Source organism: Nitrobacter sp. TKz-YC01 (genome assembly GCF_047824785.1).
GTDB lineage: Bacteria > Pseudomonadota > Alphaproteobacteria > Rhizobiales > Xanthobacteraceae > Nitrobacter.
In genome coordinates this window covers 1,614,479-1,632,824 of the sequence record NZ_CP181167.1, presented here as the reverse complement: position 1 = coordinate 1,632,824, position 18,346 = coordinate 1,614,479, and the positions used below count along the sequence as shown (strand labels likewise).

The 18,346-nt window shown below is 61.7% G+C and carries 14 protein-coding genes and 1 tRNA gene; 13 read left to right on the top strand and 2 right to left on the bottom strand.

What is annotated here, in order from left to right:
- Window positions 1-357: 357 nt before the first annotated feature.
- The 3 genes from ACMYR2_RS07635 (at window position 358) to ACMYR2_RS07625 (ending at window position 5,176) form a co-directional block, all read left to right on the top strand.
- The gene (locus tag ACMYR2_RS07635; RefSeq protein ID WP_347265087.1) at window positions 358-1,503 is read left to right on the top strand and encodes an efflux RND transporter periplasmic adaptor subunit; all 1,146 of its coding nucleotides are present in this window, start codon (window positions 358-360) and stop codon (window positions 1,501-1,503) included.
- 301 nt (window positions 1,504-1,804) lie between these two features.
- Window positions 1,805-4,939 (top strand): multidrug efflux RND transporter permease subunit, encoded by a 3,135-nt coding sequence (locus ACMYR2_RS07630; RefSeq protein WP_416193947.1) that lies wholly within the window; start codon window positions 1,805-1,807, stop codon window positions 4,937-4,939.
- Window positions 4,940-5,053: 114 nt separating this feature from the next.
- Window positions 5,054-5,176 carry a hypothetical protein gene (locus tag ACMYR2_RS07625; RefSeq protein WP_347265089.1) on the top strand — a complete coding sequence of 41 codons (123 nt, stop codon included), beginning with the start codon at window positions 5,054-5,056 and terminating at the stop codon, window positions 5,174-5,176.
- 625 nt (window positions 5,177-5,801) lie between these two features.
- On the opposite strand, the gene ACMYR2_RS07620 is transcribed toward ACMYR2_RS07625, so the two are convergent.
- Window positions 5,802-5,875, bottom strand: a tRNA-Gln gene (locus ACMYR2_RS07620).
- A 353-nt stretch (window positions 5,876-6,228) separates the two neighbouring features.
- Here ACMYR2_RS07620 and ACMYR2_RS07615 point away from each other — a divergent pair.
- Complete coding sequence (locus tag ACMYR2_RS07615; RefSeq protein WP_416193946.1) at window positions 6,229-6,549, top strand: hypothetical protein; 321 nt, start codon at window positions 6,229-6,231, stop codon at window positions 6,547-6,549.
- 18 nt (window positions 6,550-6,567) lie between these two features.
- On the opposite strand, the gene ACMYR2_RS07610 is transcribed toward ACMYR2_RS07615, so the two are convergent.
- Window positions 6,568-7,703, bottom strand: a protein-coding gene (locus ACMYR2_RS07610; protein ID WP_416192834.1) for an IS3 family transposase whose coding sequence is annotated in 2 segments (ribosomal slippage) — window positions 6,568-7,433 and window positions 7,433-7,703 — 1,137 coding nt in all. Because the reading frame shifts where the segments join, the coding sequence is not laid out codon by codon here.
- A 34-nt stretch (window positions 7,704-7,737) separates the two neighbouring features.
- Between ACMYR2_RS07610 and ACMYR2_RS07605 the strand changes: the two genes are divergently transcribed.
- The 9 genes from ACMYR2_RS07605 to ACMYR2_RS07565 all read left to right on the top strand — a co-directional run bounded on the left by ACMYR2_RS07605 (window position 7,738) and on the right by ACMYR2_RS07565 (window position 18,160).
- Window positions 7,738-9,108, top strand: coding sequence for an autotransporter-associated beta strand repeat-containing protein (locus tag ACMYR2_RS07605; protein ID WP_416193945.1), 1,371 nt, complete (start codon window positions 7,738-7,740; stop codon window positions 9,106-9,108).
- A gap of 74 nt (window positions 9,109-9,182) precedes the next feature.
- Complete coding sequence (locus ACMYR2_RS07600; RefSeq protein WP_347264343.1) at window positions 9,183-10,997, top strand: autotransporter domain-containing protein; 1,815 nt, start codon at window positions 9,183-9,185, stop codon at window positions 10,995-10,997.
- Window positions 10,998-11,386: 389 nt separating this feature from the next.
- Window positions 11,387-13,141, top strand: coding sequence for an ATP-binding protein (locus tag ACMYR2_RS07595; protein WP_347264341.1), 1,755 nt, complete (start codon window positions 11,387-11,389; stop codon window positions 13,139-13,141).
- A gap of 107 nt (window positions 13,142-13,248) precedes the next feature.
- Window positions 13,249-13,581 (top strand): hypothetical protein, encoded by a 333-nt coding sequence (locus ACMYR2_RS07590; protein WP_347264340.1) that lies wholly within the window; start codon window positions 13,249-13,251, stop codon window positions 13,579-13,581.
- A gap of 188 nt (window positions 13,582-13,769) precedes the next feature.
- Window positions 13,770-14,051: an acyl carrier protein gene (locus tag ACMYR2_RS07585; protein WP_009797418.1), complete on the top strand. Its 282-nt coding sequence runs from the start codon at window positions 13,770-13,772 to the stop codon at window positions 14,049-14,051.
- 10 nt (window positions 14,052-14,061) lie between these two features.
- Window positions 14,062-14,535 carry a 3-hydroxyacyl-ACP dehydratase FabZ family protein gene (locus ACMYR2_RS07580; protein WP_347264339.1) on the top strand — a complete coding sequence of 158 codons (474 nt, stop codon included), beginning with the start codon at window positions 14,062-14,064 and terminating at the stop codon, window positions 14,533-14,535.
- On the top strand, window positions 14,528-15,733 hold the full coding sequence (locus ACMYR2_RS07575) for a beta-ketoacyl-ACP synthase (RefSeq protein WP_347264338.1): 1,206 nt from the start codon (window positions 14,528-14,530) through the stop codon (window positions 15,731-15,733). Before ACMYR2_RS07580 ends, ACMYR2_RS07575 begins: the two co-directional genes overlap by 8 nt.
- 124 nt (window positions 15,734-15,857) lie before the next feature.
- Window positions 15,858-17,138 carry a beta-ketoacyl-ACP synthase gene (locus ACMYR2_RS07570; RefSeq protein ID WP_347264337.1) on the top strand — a complete coding sequence of 427 codons (1,281 nt, stop codon included), beginning with the start codon at window positions 15,858-15,860 and terminating at the stop codon, window positions 17,136-17,138.
- A gap of 89 nt (window positions 17,139-17,227) precedes the next feature.
- On the top strand, window positions 17,228-18,160 hold the full coding sequence (locus ACMYR2_RS07565) for a lipid A biosynthesis lauroyl acyltransferase (RefSeq protein ID WP_347264336.1): 933 nt from the start codon (window positions 17,228-17,230) through the stop codon (window positions 18,158-18,160).
- Window positions 18,161-18,346: the final 186 nt, after the last annotated feature.

Sequence of the window (18,346 nt, the reverse complement as noted above, 5' to 3'; positions counted from 1 at the left end):
GCAGCATGCACCCTTTCGTTCGCTATCGGGAAGTTCGGGAACGCTCCTGATGCGCCTCTCCCCGGCCCGCAAAGCCTGAGACTCCGTTCGCTCAACATTTCTTATCTTATTAAACGTCTCATCCCGTGGAATCCCTCAAGCTGTCCGATCCTCGGCCCTACATCGGCAGCCGGCAGGAGGTCTCGCGCACCCGGACGACACCTTCAGGGACCTCAACAGGGACGATCGACGCCGTCCAAAGCTTTGCGATTGCTCAGGACTTCAAGGGATGGTGTGTTTACAGCGGGTATGCACGCATATACCACGGCCCCGCACCCTTTTTCGAAGTTTTGAAGTTTTTTCCAGGCACGAGCCCTCATGTCCCGATCGCGAGTCCCCGGTTGGACACTCCTCGGCGCAGCGATCGCCGTGATGACCGGCTACGCGCTGTGGCACGGCACCGGAAAGCACCACGGGCCTTCCCGCGACGCGGCACAGGCTCCGCCGGTTCCGGTCAAGGTCGCAACCGTAAGAAAAGGTGATTTCCCGATCTATCTGACCGGCCTTGGAACCGTGCAGGGATTCAACACCGTCGTGGTCCGCACGCGTGTGGATGGTCAGATCGAGCGGATCGCCTTCAAGGAGGGCCAGTTGGTCGAGAAAGGCGACCTGCTCGCCCATATCGATCGGCGGCCGTACCAGGCCGCGCTCGACCAGGCCAAGGCCAAGAAAGCGCAGGATGAAGCCAATCTGGCCAATGCCGAACTCGACCTGCAACGCTATACCAAACTCGGTGAATTCGCGACGCGGAAGCAGACCGACACCCAGCGATCGATGGTGCAGCAGTTGACCGCGCAGATCGCCGCGGACGAAGCCGCGATCGTCAATGCACAGACCCAGCTGGACTATACTAGCATCCGCGCGCCGATCGCGGGCGTCACCGGTTTTCGTCTTGTCGACCGGGGCAACATCGTCAACGCCTCAACCCAGACCGGAATCGTCACCATCGCGCAGATCGAGCCGATCGCCGTGATTTTCACCGCGCCGGAAAACCAGCTGCCGCAAATCAAGGACGCCATTGCAGCCGGTTCGCCGAAGACGATCGCTTATTCCCCTGACGGCAAGAGAATGCTTTCCGAGGGAACGCTGATGCTGATCAACAATCAGGTCGATACCGCGAGCGGGACTATCCGCCTCAAGGCGGTGTTCGAGAACAAGGATCACGTCCTGTGGCCAGGCCAATCGGTCTCGACCCGTCTGCTGGTGTCCACCGCGAAGGATGCTGTCGTGGCTCCCGATGACGCGATCAAGCACGGAACCGACGGACTCTATGCCTACGTTGTCGACAAGGACAACAAGGCTGAGTTTCGCAGGATCACGGTCGGCAAATCGATCGACGGCGAAACCATCATCGAGAAAGGGATCGCTCCGGGAGAACGCGTCATTGTCGCCGGACAGTACCGGGTTCAACCGGGATCGGTCGTGACCGAAACGCTCGCGAGTTCCGGGTCACCGGACGAATAGAGCATCGGACCCGAAAGTGGGAACCGGTTTCGGGATAAATCCGATGCTCAATCAATTAACTGGAGCGGCGGCGCTGATTCCATTTGACCGGCCGCCGCTCTAAAGCGTTTTCAAGCGAAGCATGTCCTCGGGCTTGACCCGAGGATGGACACCGGTTCGCGTGAAGAAAACGCGTCAAAACATAAAGAAGAGTCTTTCACCTTCCATGAAGCGGTGAAAAGACTCCAGTGCTCTTTTCGAATCCGAAGTTCGCCAGAGAAGGTACTGCAAATGAAACGAACTTCGGATTCGGGACACTAGGATGAACGACAGCCTATCCGCGCCGTTTATTCGCTATCCCATCGGAACATCACTGCTGATGGCGGGCATCCTGTTCATCGGCCTGGTGGCGTTTCCGCTGCTTCCGGTGGCGCCGCTGCCGCAGGTCGATTTCCCCACCATCCAGGTTCAGGCGAACCTGCCGGGCGCGAGCCCCGAAACCATGGCGTCATCGGTGGCGCAGCCGCTCGAGCGGCAGATGGCGCAGATTCCCGGCGTCGCGCAGATGACGTCAACCAGTTCGATCGGATCGACCTCGATCACGGTGCAGTTCGACCTCAACCGAAACATCGACGGGGCCGCCAACGACATCCAGCGCGCCATCAACGCCGCCGGAGGGCAGCTGCCGAAAAACCTCCCGAGCCCACCGACCTACCGCAAGGTCAATCCCGCCGACTCGCCCATCATGCTGCTCTCCGCGACGTCTGATACCCTGCCGTTGACGACGGTCAGCGACAACACCGACACCCAGCTCGCGCAGCAGATCAGCCAGATCTCAGGCGTCGGACAGGTGATTATCGGCGGCCAGCAGAAACCCTCCATTCGGATCCAGATCGATCCGGCCAAGCTCGTGGCCAAGGGTCTGTCGCTCGAGGATGTCCGCAACCAGATATCCGTGACCACGGTGAACAGTCCGAAAGGCAGCATCGACGGCGGCACGCGCAGCTACACCATCTACGCCAACGATCAACTGACCCTGTCGAAGGACTGGAACGACGTCATCATCGCCTACCGTAACGGCGCCCCGCTTCGAATCCGCGACATCGGACAGGCGGTGACGGGCCCGGAGGACAACAAGCAGGCCGCGTGGGCCAACGGCAAGCGCGGCGTATTCCTGATCATTTTCAAGCAACCCGGCGCCAATGTCATCGACACCGTCGACCGGATCAAAGCGGAGTTGCCCCGACTGATCGCGGCGATCCCGCCGTCGATCAGGATCGACCTCATCAGCGACCGCACCACCACCATCCGCGCGGCGGTCGAGGACGTGCAGTTCACGCTGCTGATCACCGTCGTGCTCGTCGTCCTGGTGATTTTCCTGTTCCTGCGCAATTTCTGGGCGACGATCATCCCCAGCGTCACGGTGCCGCTCGCGCTGCTCGGCGCCTGCGCGCTGATGTGGCCGTTCGGCTATTCGCTCAACAACCTGTCGCTGATGGCGCTTACGATCTCGGTCGGCTTTGTCGTCGACGACGCCATCGTCGTGCTGGAGAATATCAGCCGCCACGTCGAAAAGGGAGATGAGCCGATGGCGGCGGCGCTGAAAGGCGCGCGCGAAATCGGATTCACGATCCTGTCGATCAGCATTTCACTGGTCGCCGTGCTGATTCCGCTGCTGCTGATGGGCGGCATCATCGGGCGCCTGTTCCGCGAGTTCGCGGTCACGCTGGCGATGGCGATCCTCGTGTCGCTCGTCGTATCGCTGACGTTGACGCCGATGATGGCGGCGCGCTTCCTGCGCCGGCATGACAGCGTTCGGCACGGCAGCCTCTACCGGCTCAGCGAGCGCGGTTTCGATGCCATGCTCGACGCCTATGGCCGCGGCCTTGATCTCGTGCTGCGCTGGCGGCGGACCACGCTTCTGGTGTTCTTCGTGACGCTGGGTTTGTCGGTCTACCTGTTCGTTATTATTCCGAAGGGGTTTTTCCCGCAGCAGGACAACGGCATGATCCTCGGCACCTCCGAGGCCGCGCAGGACATCTCCTTCGCTGAAATGAAGAAGAAGCAGGAGGAACTCGGCCGCATCGTGCTGGCTGATCCCGCCGTCCACAGCATCGCCATGTTCATCGGCGGCGGCGGCAGCGCCCTCAACAACGGCCGGATGTATGTCACGCTGAAGCCGCTGGCTGAGCGCGACGCGTCCGCACAGCAGGTGATCGCGCGGCTGCGGCCAAAGCTCGACCAGGTGGAAGGCGCGCGGCAGTTTCTTCAGGCGTCGCAGGACGTCCGGCTCGGCGGACGCGCCACCCGCACCCAGTTCGAGTATACGCTTCAGGACGCCGATCTCGACGAGTTGAACATCTGGGCGCCGAAGGTGCTGAAGAAGCTGCAGGCGCTGCCCGAACTCCGGAACGTCGCCACCGACCAGCAGACCGGCGGCACCACGCTGACGCTGACGATCGACCGCGACGCTGCGTCCCGTTACGGCATCTCGCCCCAGCTGATCTCCGACACGCTCTATGATTGCTTCGGTCAAAGGCAGGTCGCGCAGTACTTCACGCAGCTCAACACCTACCGCGTCATTCTCGAGATTCTGCCCGAACTGCAGGGCAGGCTCGATACACTGGACAAGATCTACCTCAAATCACCGCTCACCGGCGAGCAGGTTCCGCTTTCGGTTTTCGCCAGCTGGACGACGGTGCCGGTGCAACCGCTGTCCATCAGTCACCAGGGCCAGTTCCCGGCCATCACCATCAGCTTCAATCTCGCGGAAAATGCATCGCTCGGCGACGCCACCGCCGCCGTTCATAACGCCATGCGCGAACTCGGCACGCCCGGAACCCTCAACGGCAGCTTTCAGGGAACGGCGCAGGCGTTTCAGCAATCGCTCGGCACGGTGCCGCTCTTGATCCTCGCGGCGCTCGTCGTCGTCTACCTGATCCTCGGCATTCTCTACGAGAGCTACATCCACCCGATCACGATCCTGTCGACGCTGCCGTCGGCGGGCGTCGGGGCTTTGGCGACGCTGATGCTGTTCGGTTACGACTTCAGCCTGATCGCGCTGATCGGCATCATTCTGCTGATCGGCATCGTCAAGAAGAACGGCATCATGATGGTCGACTTCGCGATCGTCGCCGAGCGCGAGGAGCGTCTGCCGCCGGAAGAGTCCATCCGCAAGGCCGCCCTGCTCCGCTTCCGGCCCATCATGATGACCACCATGGCGGCGATGCTCGGCGGCGTGCCGCTGATGCTGGGTACCGGGACCGGATCTGAGATTCGTCAGCCGCTCGGCTATGCGATGGTCGGCGGGCTTCTGGTCAGTCAGGCCCTGACGCTTTTCACCACGCCGGTCGTCTACCTCTATCTCGACCAGTTATCCAACTGGCTGTCCGGTTCAGGCCGCGCCGGCGACCATAACCTTTCCAATCACGCCTCAATCAAGGAAGCCGCCGAATAGCCGCCGGTTCGATCCGCAATCACGCAAGGGAAAATGGCGTCTTTGCGCTATGGCAAAACATGCATTGGAACTAGATGTATTCTTGGCATGTCGAAATCAACAAGGGAGATCGACATGCCAACTGAAACAATCTTCGTGACCGCGCTTGTCGCGGGCGTCATCACCATATTCTCGCTGGCTATCGCTTACGGGCAGCGCCAGACGACAGCCTACCACCGTGAGCACCCGAAAGGGTAGCTCGCCGAAATGCGCCGCACATGATGCCGACACGATAGGAGTAGTACGGCGGCCATAGCGTTTTCGAGCGAAGCATGCCTGGCTTTGACCCGGGGATGGATATCGGATCGCGTGAAGAAAACGCGACATATCAAAATCATAGAGATCGCTTCTGATTCAGAATAGCAACGGGGGAAGGCTCTGGAGTCTGGTTCAACTGCGTTGAATCAGACTCCAGCCTTAACTTTTTGATCGAGCGCGATCTTATCCGAAAACCGGTTTCCACTTTGCGCCGGCGCGGCCCTTCGGGCCGGGATCATGCTCAGCTAAACTTCCGCCAACATCATTCAAATAGGCCACTTCATTCAATGGCTTATTGAAATTATAAAACTGAAGCCGCAAGCTGGCCGCCAGTTCATCGACGCGCAAGCCATCGAGAGCTTGACCGGACGACTGTTGCGAACGTGATTTCCAAAAGCGCGTGTGAGCCTGCGTGAAAACATCACGCTAATTTTCTGGATTTATTGTTTAATTAGAGCGTTTTCGAGCGAAGTGGAAACCGGTTCGCGTGAAGAAAACGCGCCAAAACAACAAACCTAGAGCTTCGCTTCTGATTCAATCAGAAGCGATAATGCTCTCTTGGGAGTGGCTGGGGAACTAGGATTCGAACCTAGACAAACAGAGTCAGAGTCTGTTGTGCTACCGTTACACCATTCCCCAATTGTCCAAATCCACCAAAGCGTTACAGCGTCAGGATCGTAGCTTCGCTTCGCAGCGAGGCTCGGGGTCGTTCTATCCGCTCGTTCCCTCACTTGGCAAGCGCGCGGACGGGTCGAACGCAATTTCTTCAGGCACAAACCTCTGGATTTGATTTCAGAAGAGAAGAGAACCCGGCTCTCATAGTTGCCGCTTTACACCAGCACCCTGAAAACTTTGTTCTAAAGGGAAACTTTTTGAGGTTTTCGCGGCCTGAGCGGTTTTGATTGTGCCCAAACTGTGCCCAAACAATGAAAAGAATCGAAGCGGAAATTCAGGGCGCCGGGCGGGAACCGGCTGCATGGTGAAGAAAGACGATGTCAGGCCATATCATCCGGATCTTGCCGGCGACGCAATCCGTAAACCAGGTCCTCGGCGGGAGATCCCTGCATGTCCTGTCGCGCGGCCTCAGGATTATGCGGAGCAGCACTGCCTTGACCAGGCTGATGTCGGCGGGAGCCGTTGCGATGGTAGCTGGCGCCATGCCGCTGCCGTTCACCGGAGAAGCCAGGGCGCAGGCGGTGTGGATCGGCGGCACGGACAGCGATTACCATACGGCCTCCAACTGGAGCCCCGCCGCCGTCCCCAACTCAACTGAGGTGGACCCGCTTGGTGAGACAGTTTGGCGGCCTGGCTAAGGTGGATCGGGTTCGTTTCTACGCCGCCAATTGCTCCGTCATTTCCGCCATAGCATGGACTTCGTCGGGCGTCCTGCCGGCGAAGGTCGAGTGCGGGCGTCGCCGGTTGTAATAGTCTATCCAGGAGCCGATGCCGCAGCGGGCTTGGCTTCCCGTTTCGAATGTGCTGAGGAAGACGCACTCATATTTGAGGCTGCGCCACAGTCGTTCGATGAAGACGTTGTCCATCCAGCGGCCGCGCCCGTCCATGGAGATGCGGATGCCGGCATCCTTCAGCGTCGTCGTGAAGGCGAAGCTAGTGAACTGCGAGCCTTGGTCGGTGTTGAAGATGTCGGGCCTGCCATGGCAGGCGATCGCCTCTTCGAGAGCGGCAACACAGAAGTCGGCATCCATCGTGTTCGACAACCGCCAGGCCAGGACCTTGCGGCTGAACCAGTCCATGATGGCCACGAGGTAAAGGAAGCCGCGCCGCATCGGGATATAGGTCACATCGGCACACCAAACGTGATCCGGCCGCTCGATCGCCAGGTGCCGCAGCAGGTAGGGATAGATGCGATGCTGCGGATGCGGCTCGCTGGTTCTCGGCGCCTGGTAGATCGGCGACAGACCGATCTTGCGCATCAGCCGCCGGACCCGCTTGCGACCCACGCACCAGCCCTGACGCCGCAGATGCCGGGCCATCTGCCGGGAGCCATACCAGGGCGTCTCCATGAAGGCCTCGTCGATGGTGCGCATCAGTTCGAGGTTCTCGGGCGTCTCGCCGGCGGGCTGTCGGTAGAACGACGCCCGCGAGATCGAGACCAGTTCGCACTGGCGGCGGATCGAGAGCCGGTTGTGATCGGGGTCAATCATCATTCTCCTCCGATCCAGGCTCAGCGATCGAAGGCCTTGGCCAAAAAATCCCGCTCAACGACAAGCTGGCCAATCTTGGCGTGCAGCTTGGTCACCTCGGCTTCCCGGCCGACCTGCGCATCAGCAGCCTTGTCGTCGAACGTCTTGGCCAGGTTCTCGATGGCCTGCCGTTTCCACTGCGTAATCTGGTTCGGATGAAGCTGGTGCTTTGTCGCCAGTTCCGAAATCGTCCGCTCGCCACGGATCGCCTCAAGCGCAACCTTGGCCTTGAACTCAGCCGTAAATCGTCTGCGTGTCTTCATACCGGATCGTCCTTTTCATCGGGCGATCCACCTTATGCCCCTGTCTCAGAAACCGGCACCACCTCACTTTAACATTGGTCCGGCGGCTACCGGTTACGGATTGCATGGCGCCGGGATCATCAACAATTCCGGTTTTGTCCAGACCATCAACCTGCATAACGCCGGCCTGATCATGAACAACTCCGCGTCGATGAACGCGAATGTCGTCTTGAACATGACCGGTTCTTCTCAGGTCGATCTCAAGGATAGTTCATCGGGTGGTCTGGCGGCATTCAATCTGAACAGCGACCTTGGCGTCCTGATCACAGGTGACAACCATGCGGTGTCCATGGGGTCGCTGAGCGGTACAGGTTGGCGAGTTCAGTTCAGTGGAAACAATCAATCACTGACCATCGGCGGCAACAATCAGTCGACGAGTTACTCAGGCCAGCTCTGGGAGACCGGCTCCAATGCATCATTGATCAAGGTCGGCACCGGCACGCTGACCCTGTCCGGCAGCAACAACTATACCGGAGGGACGACGATTTCCGGCGGCATCCTGTCGGTATCGAGCAACGGCCATCTCGGCTCAGCTTCAGGAGCGGTGACTCTCAACGGCGGAACCCTGCGAGCAACGGGAACAGCGTTCAACTCAACCTCACGCAGCATATCCCTGGGCGCCCTCGGCGGCGGCATGGATATTAACAACGCAGCCAACAACTTCACGGTCACCCAGGGTATCAGCGGTCCGGGCGGCCTGACCAAGCTGGGCGCCGGGACGCTGATCCTCGCGGGTAACAGCAGCTATTCCGGCGCCACCACGGTCAGCGCTGGCAGGCTGTTCGTGAACGGCTCGATCGCATCCTCGTCGCTGACCACGGTGGAGTCCGGCGGTACGCTCGGAGGCATCGGCACGGTTGGCAACACCACTGTCAACGCTGGCGGCATACTGTCGGCAGGCCTCAGCCCCGGCACGCTGACGGTGGACGGCAACCTGACGCTCAATGCCGGTTCAACCTCGGTGTTCGAATTTGGCGCGCCGGGCGTGGTCGGCGGCGCCTCCAACGATCTGGTGATCGTCAACGGAAACCTGTCGCTCGGCGGCACCTTGCAGACGCCGGGCGCGGTGTCGGGCTATTACCGGCTGTTCAATGTCGCTGGAACGACGAGCGGAGCTTTTTCCGCGGTTCCATCCGGCGCTACGGTGAGCACCGACATTCCTAACCAGGTCAACCTGTTGGTCAACCAGGGCGGCCAGCGGGTGTCTGGGACGGAGTCGATCAGATCGGCAACGGCACGGTGGACGGCGGCAACGGCACCTGGAACGCCACGAGCACCAACTGGACCGGCGCTCCAGGACAGGCTGGCATCAACGACCACTGGCGCGGCGAGGTCGGCGTGTTTGCCGGTGCCGCCGGCACGGTGACAATATCGGGCGCGACACCCGTGAGTGCGTTGTCATTCCAAGGATTGCAGTTCAAGACCGATGGTTATCACCTTATGGGTGACTTCCTGATGATGACGGGCGATCCACACGGAAACGCGGCGGCAAGTTTCGCCAACGTCGATGGCGGCGTCACCGCGGCGATCTCCGCACCGCTCAGCGGAGCCGGCATCGGACTCGACAAGCTCGGCGGCGGCACGCTGATCCTGGCAGGAAACCACGCCTATACCGGCGCGACGACGGTCAGGAGCGGCACGCTTCTCGTGAACGGCTCGATCGCATCCTCGGCGCTGACGACGGTCGAGGCCGGCGGCACGCTCGGCGGCATCGGCACGGTTGGCCATACGCTGATCGACGGCGGCGCGCTGGCGCCCGGCAACAACTCGATCGGAGCGCTGACCGTTCAAGGCAACCTCACCCTGACGGCGGCATCGCGTTACATGGTTGATGTCTCCCCTGCGAATGCCGACTTCACCCGCGTCACAGGCACGGCGACGCTTGGCGGCGCGACGGTTCAGGCACAGTTCGCTCCCGGCAGCTATGTCGAGAGGCGTTACACCATTCTCACCGCCGATGGCGGCGTCAACGGCGCCTTTGCCGGTCCGGTCGCCACCAATCTGCCGGCGAACTTCAGAACGGCGCTGGCCTATGACGGCAGCAATGCGTGGCTCGATCTGGTGCTGTCGTTCCGGCAGGATGGCCTCAGCATCAATCAGCAGAATGTCGCCAATACGCTGGCTGATTTCTTCAACAACAATGACAGCGGCGGCATTCCGCTGGTGTTCGGCGCACTCGATGCGCGTGGACTGTCACAGGCTTCTGGAGAAATCGCAACCACCGCCGCGCAGGGGGCGTTCGATGCGCAGAACCAGTTTCTCAATACGATGACAGACCCGTTCGTGGCGGGCGCGCAGACCCCGCTCCCACACGCATCGCCGGCACTGGGCTATGCGGCGGAGACTCCTCGCCGCGGACGGGCATATGACGCCTTCGCATCGCTTGAGCCGCCCCCGGTCTCGGGCTTCGAGCAGCGCTGGCGCGTCTTCGGCGCGGCCTATGGCGGCTCGACGCACATTTCCGGCAACAGCGTGGTGGGCAGCCATGACGCGAGAAGCCAGGTCTATGGCGGCACGGGCGGAGCCACCTATGCGCTGTCGCCGTCCACCAACGTCGGTTTCGCGCTGAACGGCGGCGGCACCGTGTTCGGTCTCGCCGATGGGCTGGGCTCCGGCCGCAGCGACCTGTTCCAGGCCGGCGCGTTCGCGCAGCAGGCCATCGCGCGCAGCGGTTACCTCAACACCGCCCTCTCCTACGGCTGGCACGATGTCACCACCAATCGCACGGCGCCGATCACCGGCGAGCGATTGCGCGCCAACTACAGGGCTGGCGTGCTCGCGGGGCGGATCGAGGCGGGCTGGCGTATCGATACCGCGCTCGCCGGGGTCATCCCCTATGCTGCCGCCCAAGCCGTCAGCTATCGGATGCCATCCTATCTTGAGCAGGGCGACGGCAGCGCCTCAAGTTTCGCACTCGGCTATACGGCCCGCAACATCCTCGCAACGCGTAGCGAATTCGGCCTGCGGTTCGATCGCTCCACGGCGGTGAACGAGGCGCTGTTGACGTTCCGCGGCCGCGCGGCGTGGGCGCATTATTTCGACACCGCCCGCAATGTCGCGGTGACATTCCAGTCGCTGCCCGGCACCGGCTTCGTCGTCAACGGCGCGAGGATTGCCTCCGACGCCGCACTCGTCACCGCCGGCGCCGAACTGGCCTGGAGCAACGGCCTCTCGCTCGCATCATCGTTCGAGGGCGAGTTTTCCAGCAACGTTTCGAGCTTTATCGGCAGGGGAACGCTCAGATACGCCTGGTGACCGTCCGGCCAGCGTTCCTCGCCATCCGGCGACAGCCTTTCGATCACGCCCCTCTGGCTGCCGGGTTTGCGCGCATAGTTCACAGGCGGTTAACGCCGCCATCCCAACAGACCTGTGTCTGCGTGCCGGTTCCAGCATGAGCCCATAGCGTTTTCAAGCGAAGCGAACACCGCATCGCGTGAAGAAAACGCGTCCAATCAAGACCATAGAGCCGCGCTGCTGCTGTCGGAAGCGGAAGGGCCCAGGATCAGCGGCCGCAACCACGCATCGCGCATGGCGGGCCTTTCGCCATGCCTCCGCTACGAGGCCGGCTTAACCGTTTCTTGCAACAACAGTGCAAGCATTGGTGCCGCAGCAGCGCACTCGACACAAGAAATGTGGTCAGACCAATGCTTCATTCGATTTCCCAAAACTCCTTCGGCCGTGTCATTTCCGTACGCGGGTCGCAGGCGCGCGTGGGTATTCTGAGGACCGGCCGGATGTCGCTGACAGCGGCGCGCGCAACCGTGGGCCGGTTCGTCAGTCTGCGCAGCATGACATCCACCATCGTCGCGATGATCACGGAGGTCTCCTGCGAGCACCTGCCCTCATCCGATGAATTCATGGCAAGCGCCTCGGTCGATCTGCTCGGCGAAATCCTGGACAGTTCCGGCTCCCGCCCTCGTTTCCAGCGCGGCGTCACCAACTATCCGGCGATCGACGACCTTGCGGACCTGGTCACCAATCAGGAACTGCGGACCATCTATGCGCCCAACGGAGCGGATCAGATCGACGTCGGCACGCTGCAGCAGGATCCGTCCGTCACGGCCTTTGTCGATATCGAGGAAATGCTCAGCAAGCACTTCGCCGTGCTCGGCTCGACCGGCGTCGGCAAGTCGAGCGGCGTTTCGTTGCTTATCAATGAAATCCTGCAATCGCGCCCTGATCTGCGCATCTTCCTGCTCGACGTGCACAATGAGTACGGCCGCTGTTTCGGCGATCGCGCCCTCGTGCTGAACCCGCGCAACCTGAAACTGCCGTTCTGGCTTTTCAACTTCGAGGAAATCGTCGACGTTCTGTTCGGAGGACGGCCCGGCGTGCCGGAGGAGCTCGATATCCTTGCGGAGGTGATCCCGATCGCGAAGGGAATCTATACGCAGTATCAGCATGCCGACCGTGTCAGCCTCAAACGTACCGACCCCAAGAGCGTCGGCTTCACGTCCGATACGCCGGTGCCGTACAGACTTGTCGACATGATCTCGCTGATCGACGAGCGCATGGGCAGGCTGGAAAACCGCTCGTCTCGCATCGTCTACCATAAGCTGATCTCGCGCATCGAAACCGTGCGCAACGATCCCCGCTATGCCTTCATGTTCGACAACGCCAATGTCGGCGGCGATACCATGGCCGAGGTTGTCAGCCTGTTGTTCCGCCTGCCCGCCAACGGCAAGCCGATGACCATCATGCAGCTTGCCGGCTTTCCCGCGGAGGTCGTCGACTCCGTGGTATCGGTCCTCTGTCGCATGGCCTTTGACTTCGGTCTGTGGAGCGACGGCGTCTCGCCGCTGCTGTTCGTTTGCGAGGAGGCGCACCGCTATGCGTCGGCCGACCGCAACATCGGCTTCGGCCCGACACGCAAGGCGATCTCCCGCATCGCCAAGGAAGGCCGCAAGTACGGGGTTTATCTCGGCCTCGTCACGCAGCGTCCGGCGGAACTCGACGCCACCATCATTTCCCAGTGCAATACGCTGTTCACGATGCGCCTTGCCAACGACCGCGACCAGTCGCTGCTGCGTTCGGCAGTCTCGGATGCGGCGGCCAACCTGCTCTCGTTCGTGCCGTCGCTCGGAACCCGCGAGGTGCTGGCTTTCGGCGAAGGCGTCGCGCTTCCCACCCGGTTGCGCTTCAAGGAGGTTCCGGCGCACCAACTGCCGCGCAGCGAGGCCAAAATCTCCACGGTGCCGTCCTCCAGCCACGGACAGGACATGGTGTTCGTCGATGCCGTCCTGGAGCGCTGGCGTGGCGCGACCTCACATCGCGATGCGCCCCACAATCAGGCGCCCATCGAAAGACCGACGCTCAGCGTGCTGGACGCTCCGATGCTGCAACCGTCTCTTGGCCTCGATCCCGACCGTTTCACGCTACTGAAAAGACCGTTGCGGTAGTCCCGCTCCTGATCGAATCAGAGGCGAAACGCCAGGCGACCACGGCATCGGGTTGAGGATCGGGCGCGACGTGATAGAGTATGGACAGGGCTTGGGACCGAGCGCCGATGAGAAAACAGCGGCCGAAGGAGACGGAGGAAGAGCACGTTGTGCTCCAGTTCCGGCCGCGTGAGCGCGCAGAATCGCCGAAGCACCCCTCCTCGGAAAATGCCGCAGACAACTCCTCGCCGGACAGCGAAGCCGATCCTCCGCCTCCTCGCGAGGAACCCGACGACTTCCGCCACCGGATGCTGACAAACGCGGCCGCGATAGCCTTCACGATCGCATTGATCGCCGTTGGGCTGTGGCTGGCCAGGAACATCATTGATCTGCGTGAGATTCAGGACTGCGCCCTGATGGGCCTCCGGGGTTGTGCACACATCTCAACACCCCCGCCGTAGACACGGCAATAAGAGGAAAGATACTGATTCGGCTAGGGAATATGGCTTCACCGGGTGCCCGCCGCCATTGAACTCCGGACAGCGCTCGGATATATGGGCTCGGCATAACGGGACCGGACCTTGCGGGGACGCCGCCAGCGTCGTACGCCTATGCGGCACCTACTCTTCAATGTATCAAAGGCTTAGTGATGTCTTCCACATTCGATCGGGTCGCCACCATTATTGCGGAAACCTGCGACATCCCGCGCGATACGATTACGCCCGAGAGCCATGCCATTGATGATTTGGGAATCGACAGTCTGGATTTCCTCGATATTGCCTTTGCGATCGACAAGGCCTTCGGGATCAAGCTCCCGCTGGAGAAGTGGACCCAGGAAGTCAACGACGGCAAGGCCACCACCGAACAATACTTCGTCCTGAAAAACCTCAGCGCGCGCATCGACGAGTTGGTCGCCGCCAAGGACGCGTAATCACGCGGCCATGCATCTCGAATATTTCCATTTGATCGACCGCATCGCCGACCTCAGAACGGAACAGCGATCAATCACCGTCGAAGCGCAGGTCCCCCAGGAAAGCACGATCTTCGAGGGGCATTTCCCGGGACATCCTCTGATGCCCGGCGTGCTTCTCATTGAGTCGATGGCGCAAGCCTCCGGCTGGCTGTTGATCGCCCTGACCAGGTTCGAGCGGATGCCCTTTCTGGCAGCCGTCAAGGAAGCCAAGATGAGGACTTTCGTTACACCCGGCGAATTGCTGACGATCGAGGCCGCCGTCCTTCACGAAGGCTCCGGTTTCACCATCACCGAGGCGAAAGTCAGCGTCGGCGGAAAGGCGAAATGCAATGCGACGCTGACGTTCCGTCAGGTGCCTTTCCCCAACGACGACCTGCGCGGCCACATGGAGACCATGGCCAGGCGCATCGGGTTCCCACAACAGATGTTTGCTCATGGCTGAGACAGCACCGCCCTCAGCGCCGATCGAAACCTGGATCACCGGGATCGGACTCGCCACCTCGCTCGGCGAAGGTCTGGACGCCCATTGGGAAGCGCTCAGTCATCGGCGCATCAACGCCGACGAGAAGAGCTTCGCGCCCTACGTCGTTCACCCGCTGGCTCCGATCAACTTCGACGCCCAGATTCCAAAACGGGGCGACCAGCGCCAGATGGAAGCCTGGCAGCGGATCGGAACATACGCGGCGGGACTGGCGCTCGATTCCGCCGGGGTCAAAGGCAACACGGATATCCTGTCGCGGATGGACATGATCGTCGCCGCAGGCGGCGGCGAGCGCGACCTTGTCGTCGACGCCGGAGTCCTGAACGCGGAGACAAAAGGCAACGCCGCGCCCGGCTATCTCAACGAACGGCTGATGAGCGACCTGCGGCCGACACTGTTCCTGGCGCAATTGTCCAACCTGCTCGCCGGCAACATCGCCATCGTTCACGGCGTGACGGGTTCTTCGCGCACATTCATGGGCGAGGAGGCTTCCGGCGTCGACGCGGTGCGCATCGCACTCGCGCGGATCGCAGCCGGTCAGAGCGACATCGCTTTGGTCGGCGCCGCCCACAACGGCGAACGCAAGGATTTGCTCCTGCTTTACGAATTCGGCGACTTCAACCTGAAAGAAAAGTACGCGCCGGTCTGGGCACGCGAGCAGAACAGCGGCTTCGCGCTCGGATCCGGCGGCGCCTTTCTGGTGATCGAGTCTCGCGCCCATGCGGAGGCCCGCGGCGCGAAGCCGTTCGCGCGCCTGACCAACGTGGTCGCGGACCATGCGCGGCGAAAACGTTCCGGCGATATCACATCGACGCTGGAATCATTGTGGTCCAGGCTCGGCAACAGCACGGAGGGCACCGCGATCGTCACGGGGGCCACCGGCGCGGAGCCGGCCACCTCGGAAGAACGCGCATTCCTTCGCGCTCATCCGGACATCCCGGTTCGCGCGACGGGAACGATGTTCGGTCACACCATGGAGGCGCAGTTTCCGCTCGGTTTGGCGGTTGCCGCGCTTTCGTTGTCGCGAGGCGCGCTGTTCGCGTCCGCCGATACATCGGAACAGGCGATTGATATGACGACGCCTCCGGCCCGGATTGTCGTGATCGGGGCCGGACACTGGCGCGGCGAAGGCATGGCGCTGGTTGAAGCGATCAACTAACCGGACTAGAGCATGATCCCGAAAAGTGGGAACCGGTTTTCGGATAAGATCATGCTCAACAGAAAGGATAAGGTCAGAGCCTGATTCAATAGCTGAATCAGACGATGACGGGGGACGGGGCACCATGACCGCAATGCGCGACAAATCCGGCCGGCCCGTCGTCGTGGTGACCGGCATGGGCGTCGTGACCTCGCTCGGCGCCGGCAAGACGGATAACTGGGCCAGGCTTTGCGCGGGCGAATCCGGCATCAGGACGATCACGCGGTTTCCGACCGAAGGCCTGAGAACCACGGTGGCCGGCGCTGTCGATTTCATCCCGATCGAGCCGTTCTCGTCGACCGATCTTTCGGAGCGCCTGGCCGACATCGCGACCGAGGAAGCCGTCGCGCAGGCGGGGATCGGGCGGGCCGGTGATTTTCCAGGCCCCCTGTTTCTCGCGGTCGCCCCGGTCGAGCTTGAATGGCCGCAGCGGCAGGAACTCGGCCGCGACATCGGCACCGATGTCGATATCGACTACGACCAGATGCTACGCGTCAGCGGCGGCGGCAGGTACAAGCAATATCATCGCCGCTTCCTGTTCGGCTCGGTCGCGGACCATCTCGCCGAAACCTTCGGCACCAAGGGTTCACCCATCTCGCTCTCGACGGCGTGCGCATCAGGCACAACCGCAATCCAGCTCGGCGTCGAAGCGATCCGCCGCGGCGAGGCCGATGCGGCGCTGTGCGTCGCGACCGACGGTTCGGTGAATCCCGAAGCGCTGATCCGGTTCTCGCTGCTGTCGGCGCTTTCGACCCAGAACGACCCTCCCCACGCCGCCGCGCGACCTTTCTCCAAGAACCGCGACGGCTTCGTGATGGCCGAAGGCGCGGGTGCGCTGGTGCTCGAAAGCTATGAGGCGGCGGCCGCGCGAGGCGCGAAAATCCTGGGCATCATGGCGGGATGCGGCGAGCTTGCCGATTCCTTCCACCGCACGCGTTCAAGCCCTGACGGCAAACCGATCATCGGATGCGTCCGCAACGCGCTGGCGGACGCGGGTGTGACCACCGAGCAGATCGACTACATCAACGCGCACGGCACCGGCACTCCGGAAAACGACAAGATGGAATATCTCGGCATCTCCAGCGTGTTCGGCGAGCGCGCCAGGCAGATCCCGGTCTCGTCCAACAAATCGATGGTCGGACATACCCTCTCGGCGGCTGGAGCCGTCGAAGCGGTGTTCTCGCTGTTGACGCTCGAGCATCAGCGCATTCCGCCGACCATCAACTATGATGTCCCGGATCCGGCGATCCCGTTCGATGTCGTTCCCAACACGGCCCGCGATGCGCGCGTCACCATGGTGATGTCGAACTCGTTTGGTTTCGGCGGCCAGAATGCGTCGCTGATCCTGACGCGCGAACCGGTATAGCGGCCGGTGCAGCCGATGCGCGCACGATGTGCCGACCCGCTGACCCATGCGGGATACCGGCCTGCCTCCAGCGGGATCGTCGTCCCCTGATGCGCCGCCTCCTGCTTCGAACCAGAGCCGGACTGCGCGATACGGTCAAACCCGCCGGCGCGGCCGCCATCGGCGCATTGACGATCGCCCTGTTGCGCGCGACGCGCCGCTTCGATCCGGTCAAGACCGCGAATCTGTTCGGCCGCATCACGCAAAAGATCGGACCGATGCTGCGCGAACAGAAGATCGGTCGCGCGAACCTCTCGGCCGCATTTCCCGAAAAGACGCCGGACGAAATCGAGAAGATTCTGACGGGGGTATGGGACAATCTGGGACGCATCGGCGCGGAATTCGCCCATCTCGATCATGTATGGGATCATGATCCGGCTCGCCCCGAAGAAGGCCGCATCGAAATCGGGGAACGCACGCGCGAGTTGTTCCACAAGCTGCGGCTGGACGGCAAGCCGGCGCTGATCTTCGCAAGCCACATCGGCAACTGGGAGCTGCCAGCGGTTGCCGCCGTCGCGCACGGGCTCGACGCGGCGATTCTGTATCGGCGGCCGAACATCGCATCGGCCGACCGCGCAATCAAACAGTTGCGCTCCGTCAATATGGGCACGCTGATCCCCGCGGGTCGCGATGCTCCGCTCCGATTGGCGCAAGCGCTGCAGAACGGCCAGCACGTCGCCATGCTGGTGGACCAGTATCTCACCAACGGCGTCGACGTCACATTCTTCGGGCGCAAGACCAAGGCCAATCCGACGCTGGCGCGTCTTTTGCGGCAGATCGAATGTCCGATCCATGGCGTGCGGATTATCCGCCTGCCGAACCATCGCTTCCGTGCCGAACTGTCGGAAGAGATCACGCCGGCGCGGGATGCAAACGGCGGGATCGACGTGCAGGGAACAATGCAGATCATCACTTCGGTGATCGAAGGCTGGATCCGCGAATACCCCGATCAATGGCTGTGGCTGCACCGCCGCTGGCGCTAGAGCATTCTCCGGCGAAGTGGATACCGGTTCGCCGCAAGAAAATGCGACCAGACAATAATTTCTAGAGCATGGTCCGATTCAACTTGAACGGATCATGCTCTAGATCCTTTCCGCTTCTGATGGAATCAGAAGCAGGCTCCATGATTTTATTTGTCGCATTTTCTTCACGCAAACCGGCGTCCACTT

Bases quoted from the DNA above. Each gene is read 5' to 3' on its own strand.
- ACMYR2_RS07635 (WP_347265087.1), top strand. From the start codon at position 358: ATGTCCCGATCGCGAGTCCCCGGTTGGACACTCCTCGGCGCAGCGATC.
- ACMYR2_RS07630 (WP_416193947.1), top strand. From the start codon at position 1,805: ATGAACGACAGCCTATCCGCGCCGTTTATTCGCTATCCCATCGGAACA.
- ACMYR2_RS07625 (WP_347265089.1), top strand. From the start codon at position 5,054: ATGCCAACTGAAACAATCTTCGTGACCGCGCTTGTCGCGGGCGTCATC.
- ACMYR2_RS07615 (WP_416193946.1), top strand. From the start codon at position 6,229: ATGTCAGGCCATATCATCCGGATCTTGCCGGCGACGCAATCCGTAAAC.
- ACMYR2_RS07605 (WP_416193945.1), top strand. From the start codon at position 7,738: ATGCCCCTGTCTCAGAAACCGGCACCACCTCACTTTAACATTGGTCCG.
- ACMYR2_RS07600 (WP_347264343.1), top strand. From the start codon at position 9,183: ATGGGTGACTTCCTGATGATGACGGGCGATCCACACGGAAACGCGGCG.
- ACMYR2_RS07595 (WP_347264341.1), top strand. From the start codon at position 11,387: ATGCTTCATTCGATTTCCCAAAACTCCTTCGGCCGTGTCATTTCCGTA.
- ACMYR2_RS07590 (WP_347264340.1), top strand. From the start codon at position 13,249: ATGAGAAAACAGCGGCCGAAGGAGACGGAGGAAGAGCACGTTGTGCTC.
- ACMYR2_RS07585 (WP_009797418.1), top strand. From the start codon at position 13,770: ATGTCTTCCACATTCGATCGGGTCGCCACCATTATTGCGGAAACCTGC.
- ACMYR2_RS07580 (WP_347264339.1), top strand. From the start codon at position 14,062: ATGCATCTCGAATATTTCCATTTGATCGACCGCATCGCCGACCTCAGA.
- ACMYR2_RS07575 (WP_347264338.1), top strand. From the start codon at position 14,528: ATGGCTGAGACAGCACCGCCCTCAGCGCCGATCGAAACCTGGATCACC.
- ACMYR2_RS07570 (WP_347264337.1), top strand. From the start codon at position 15,858: ATGACCGCAATGCGCGACAAATCCGGCCGGCCCGTCGTCGTGGTGACC.
- ACMYR2_RS07565 (WP_347264336.1), top strand. From the start codon at position 17,228: ATGCGCCGCCTCCTGCTTCGAACCAGAGCCGGACTGCGCGATACGGTC.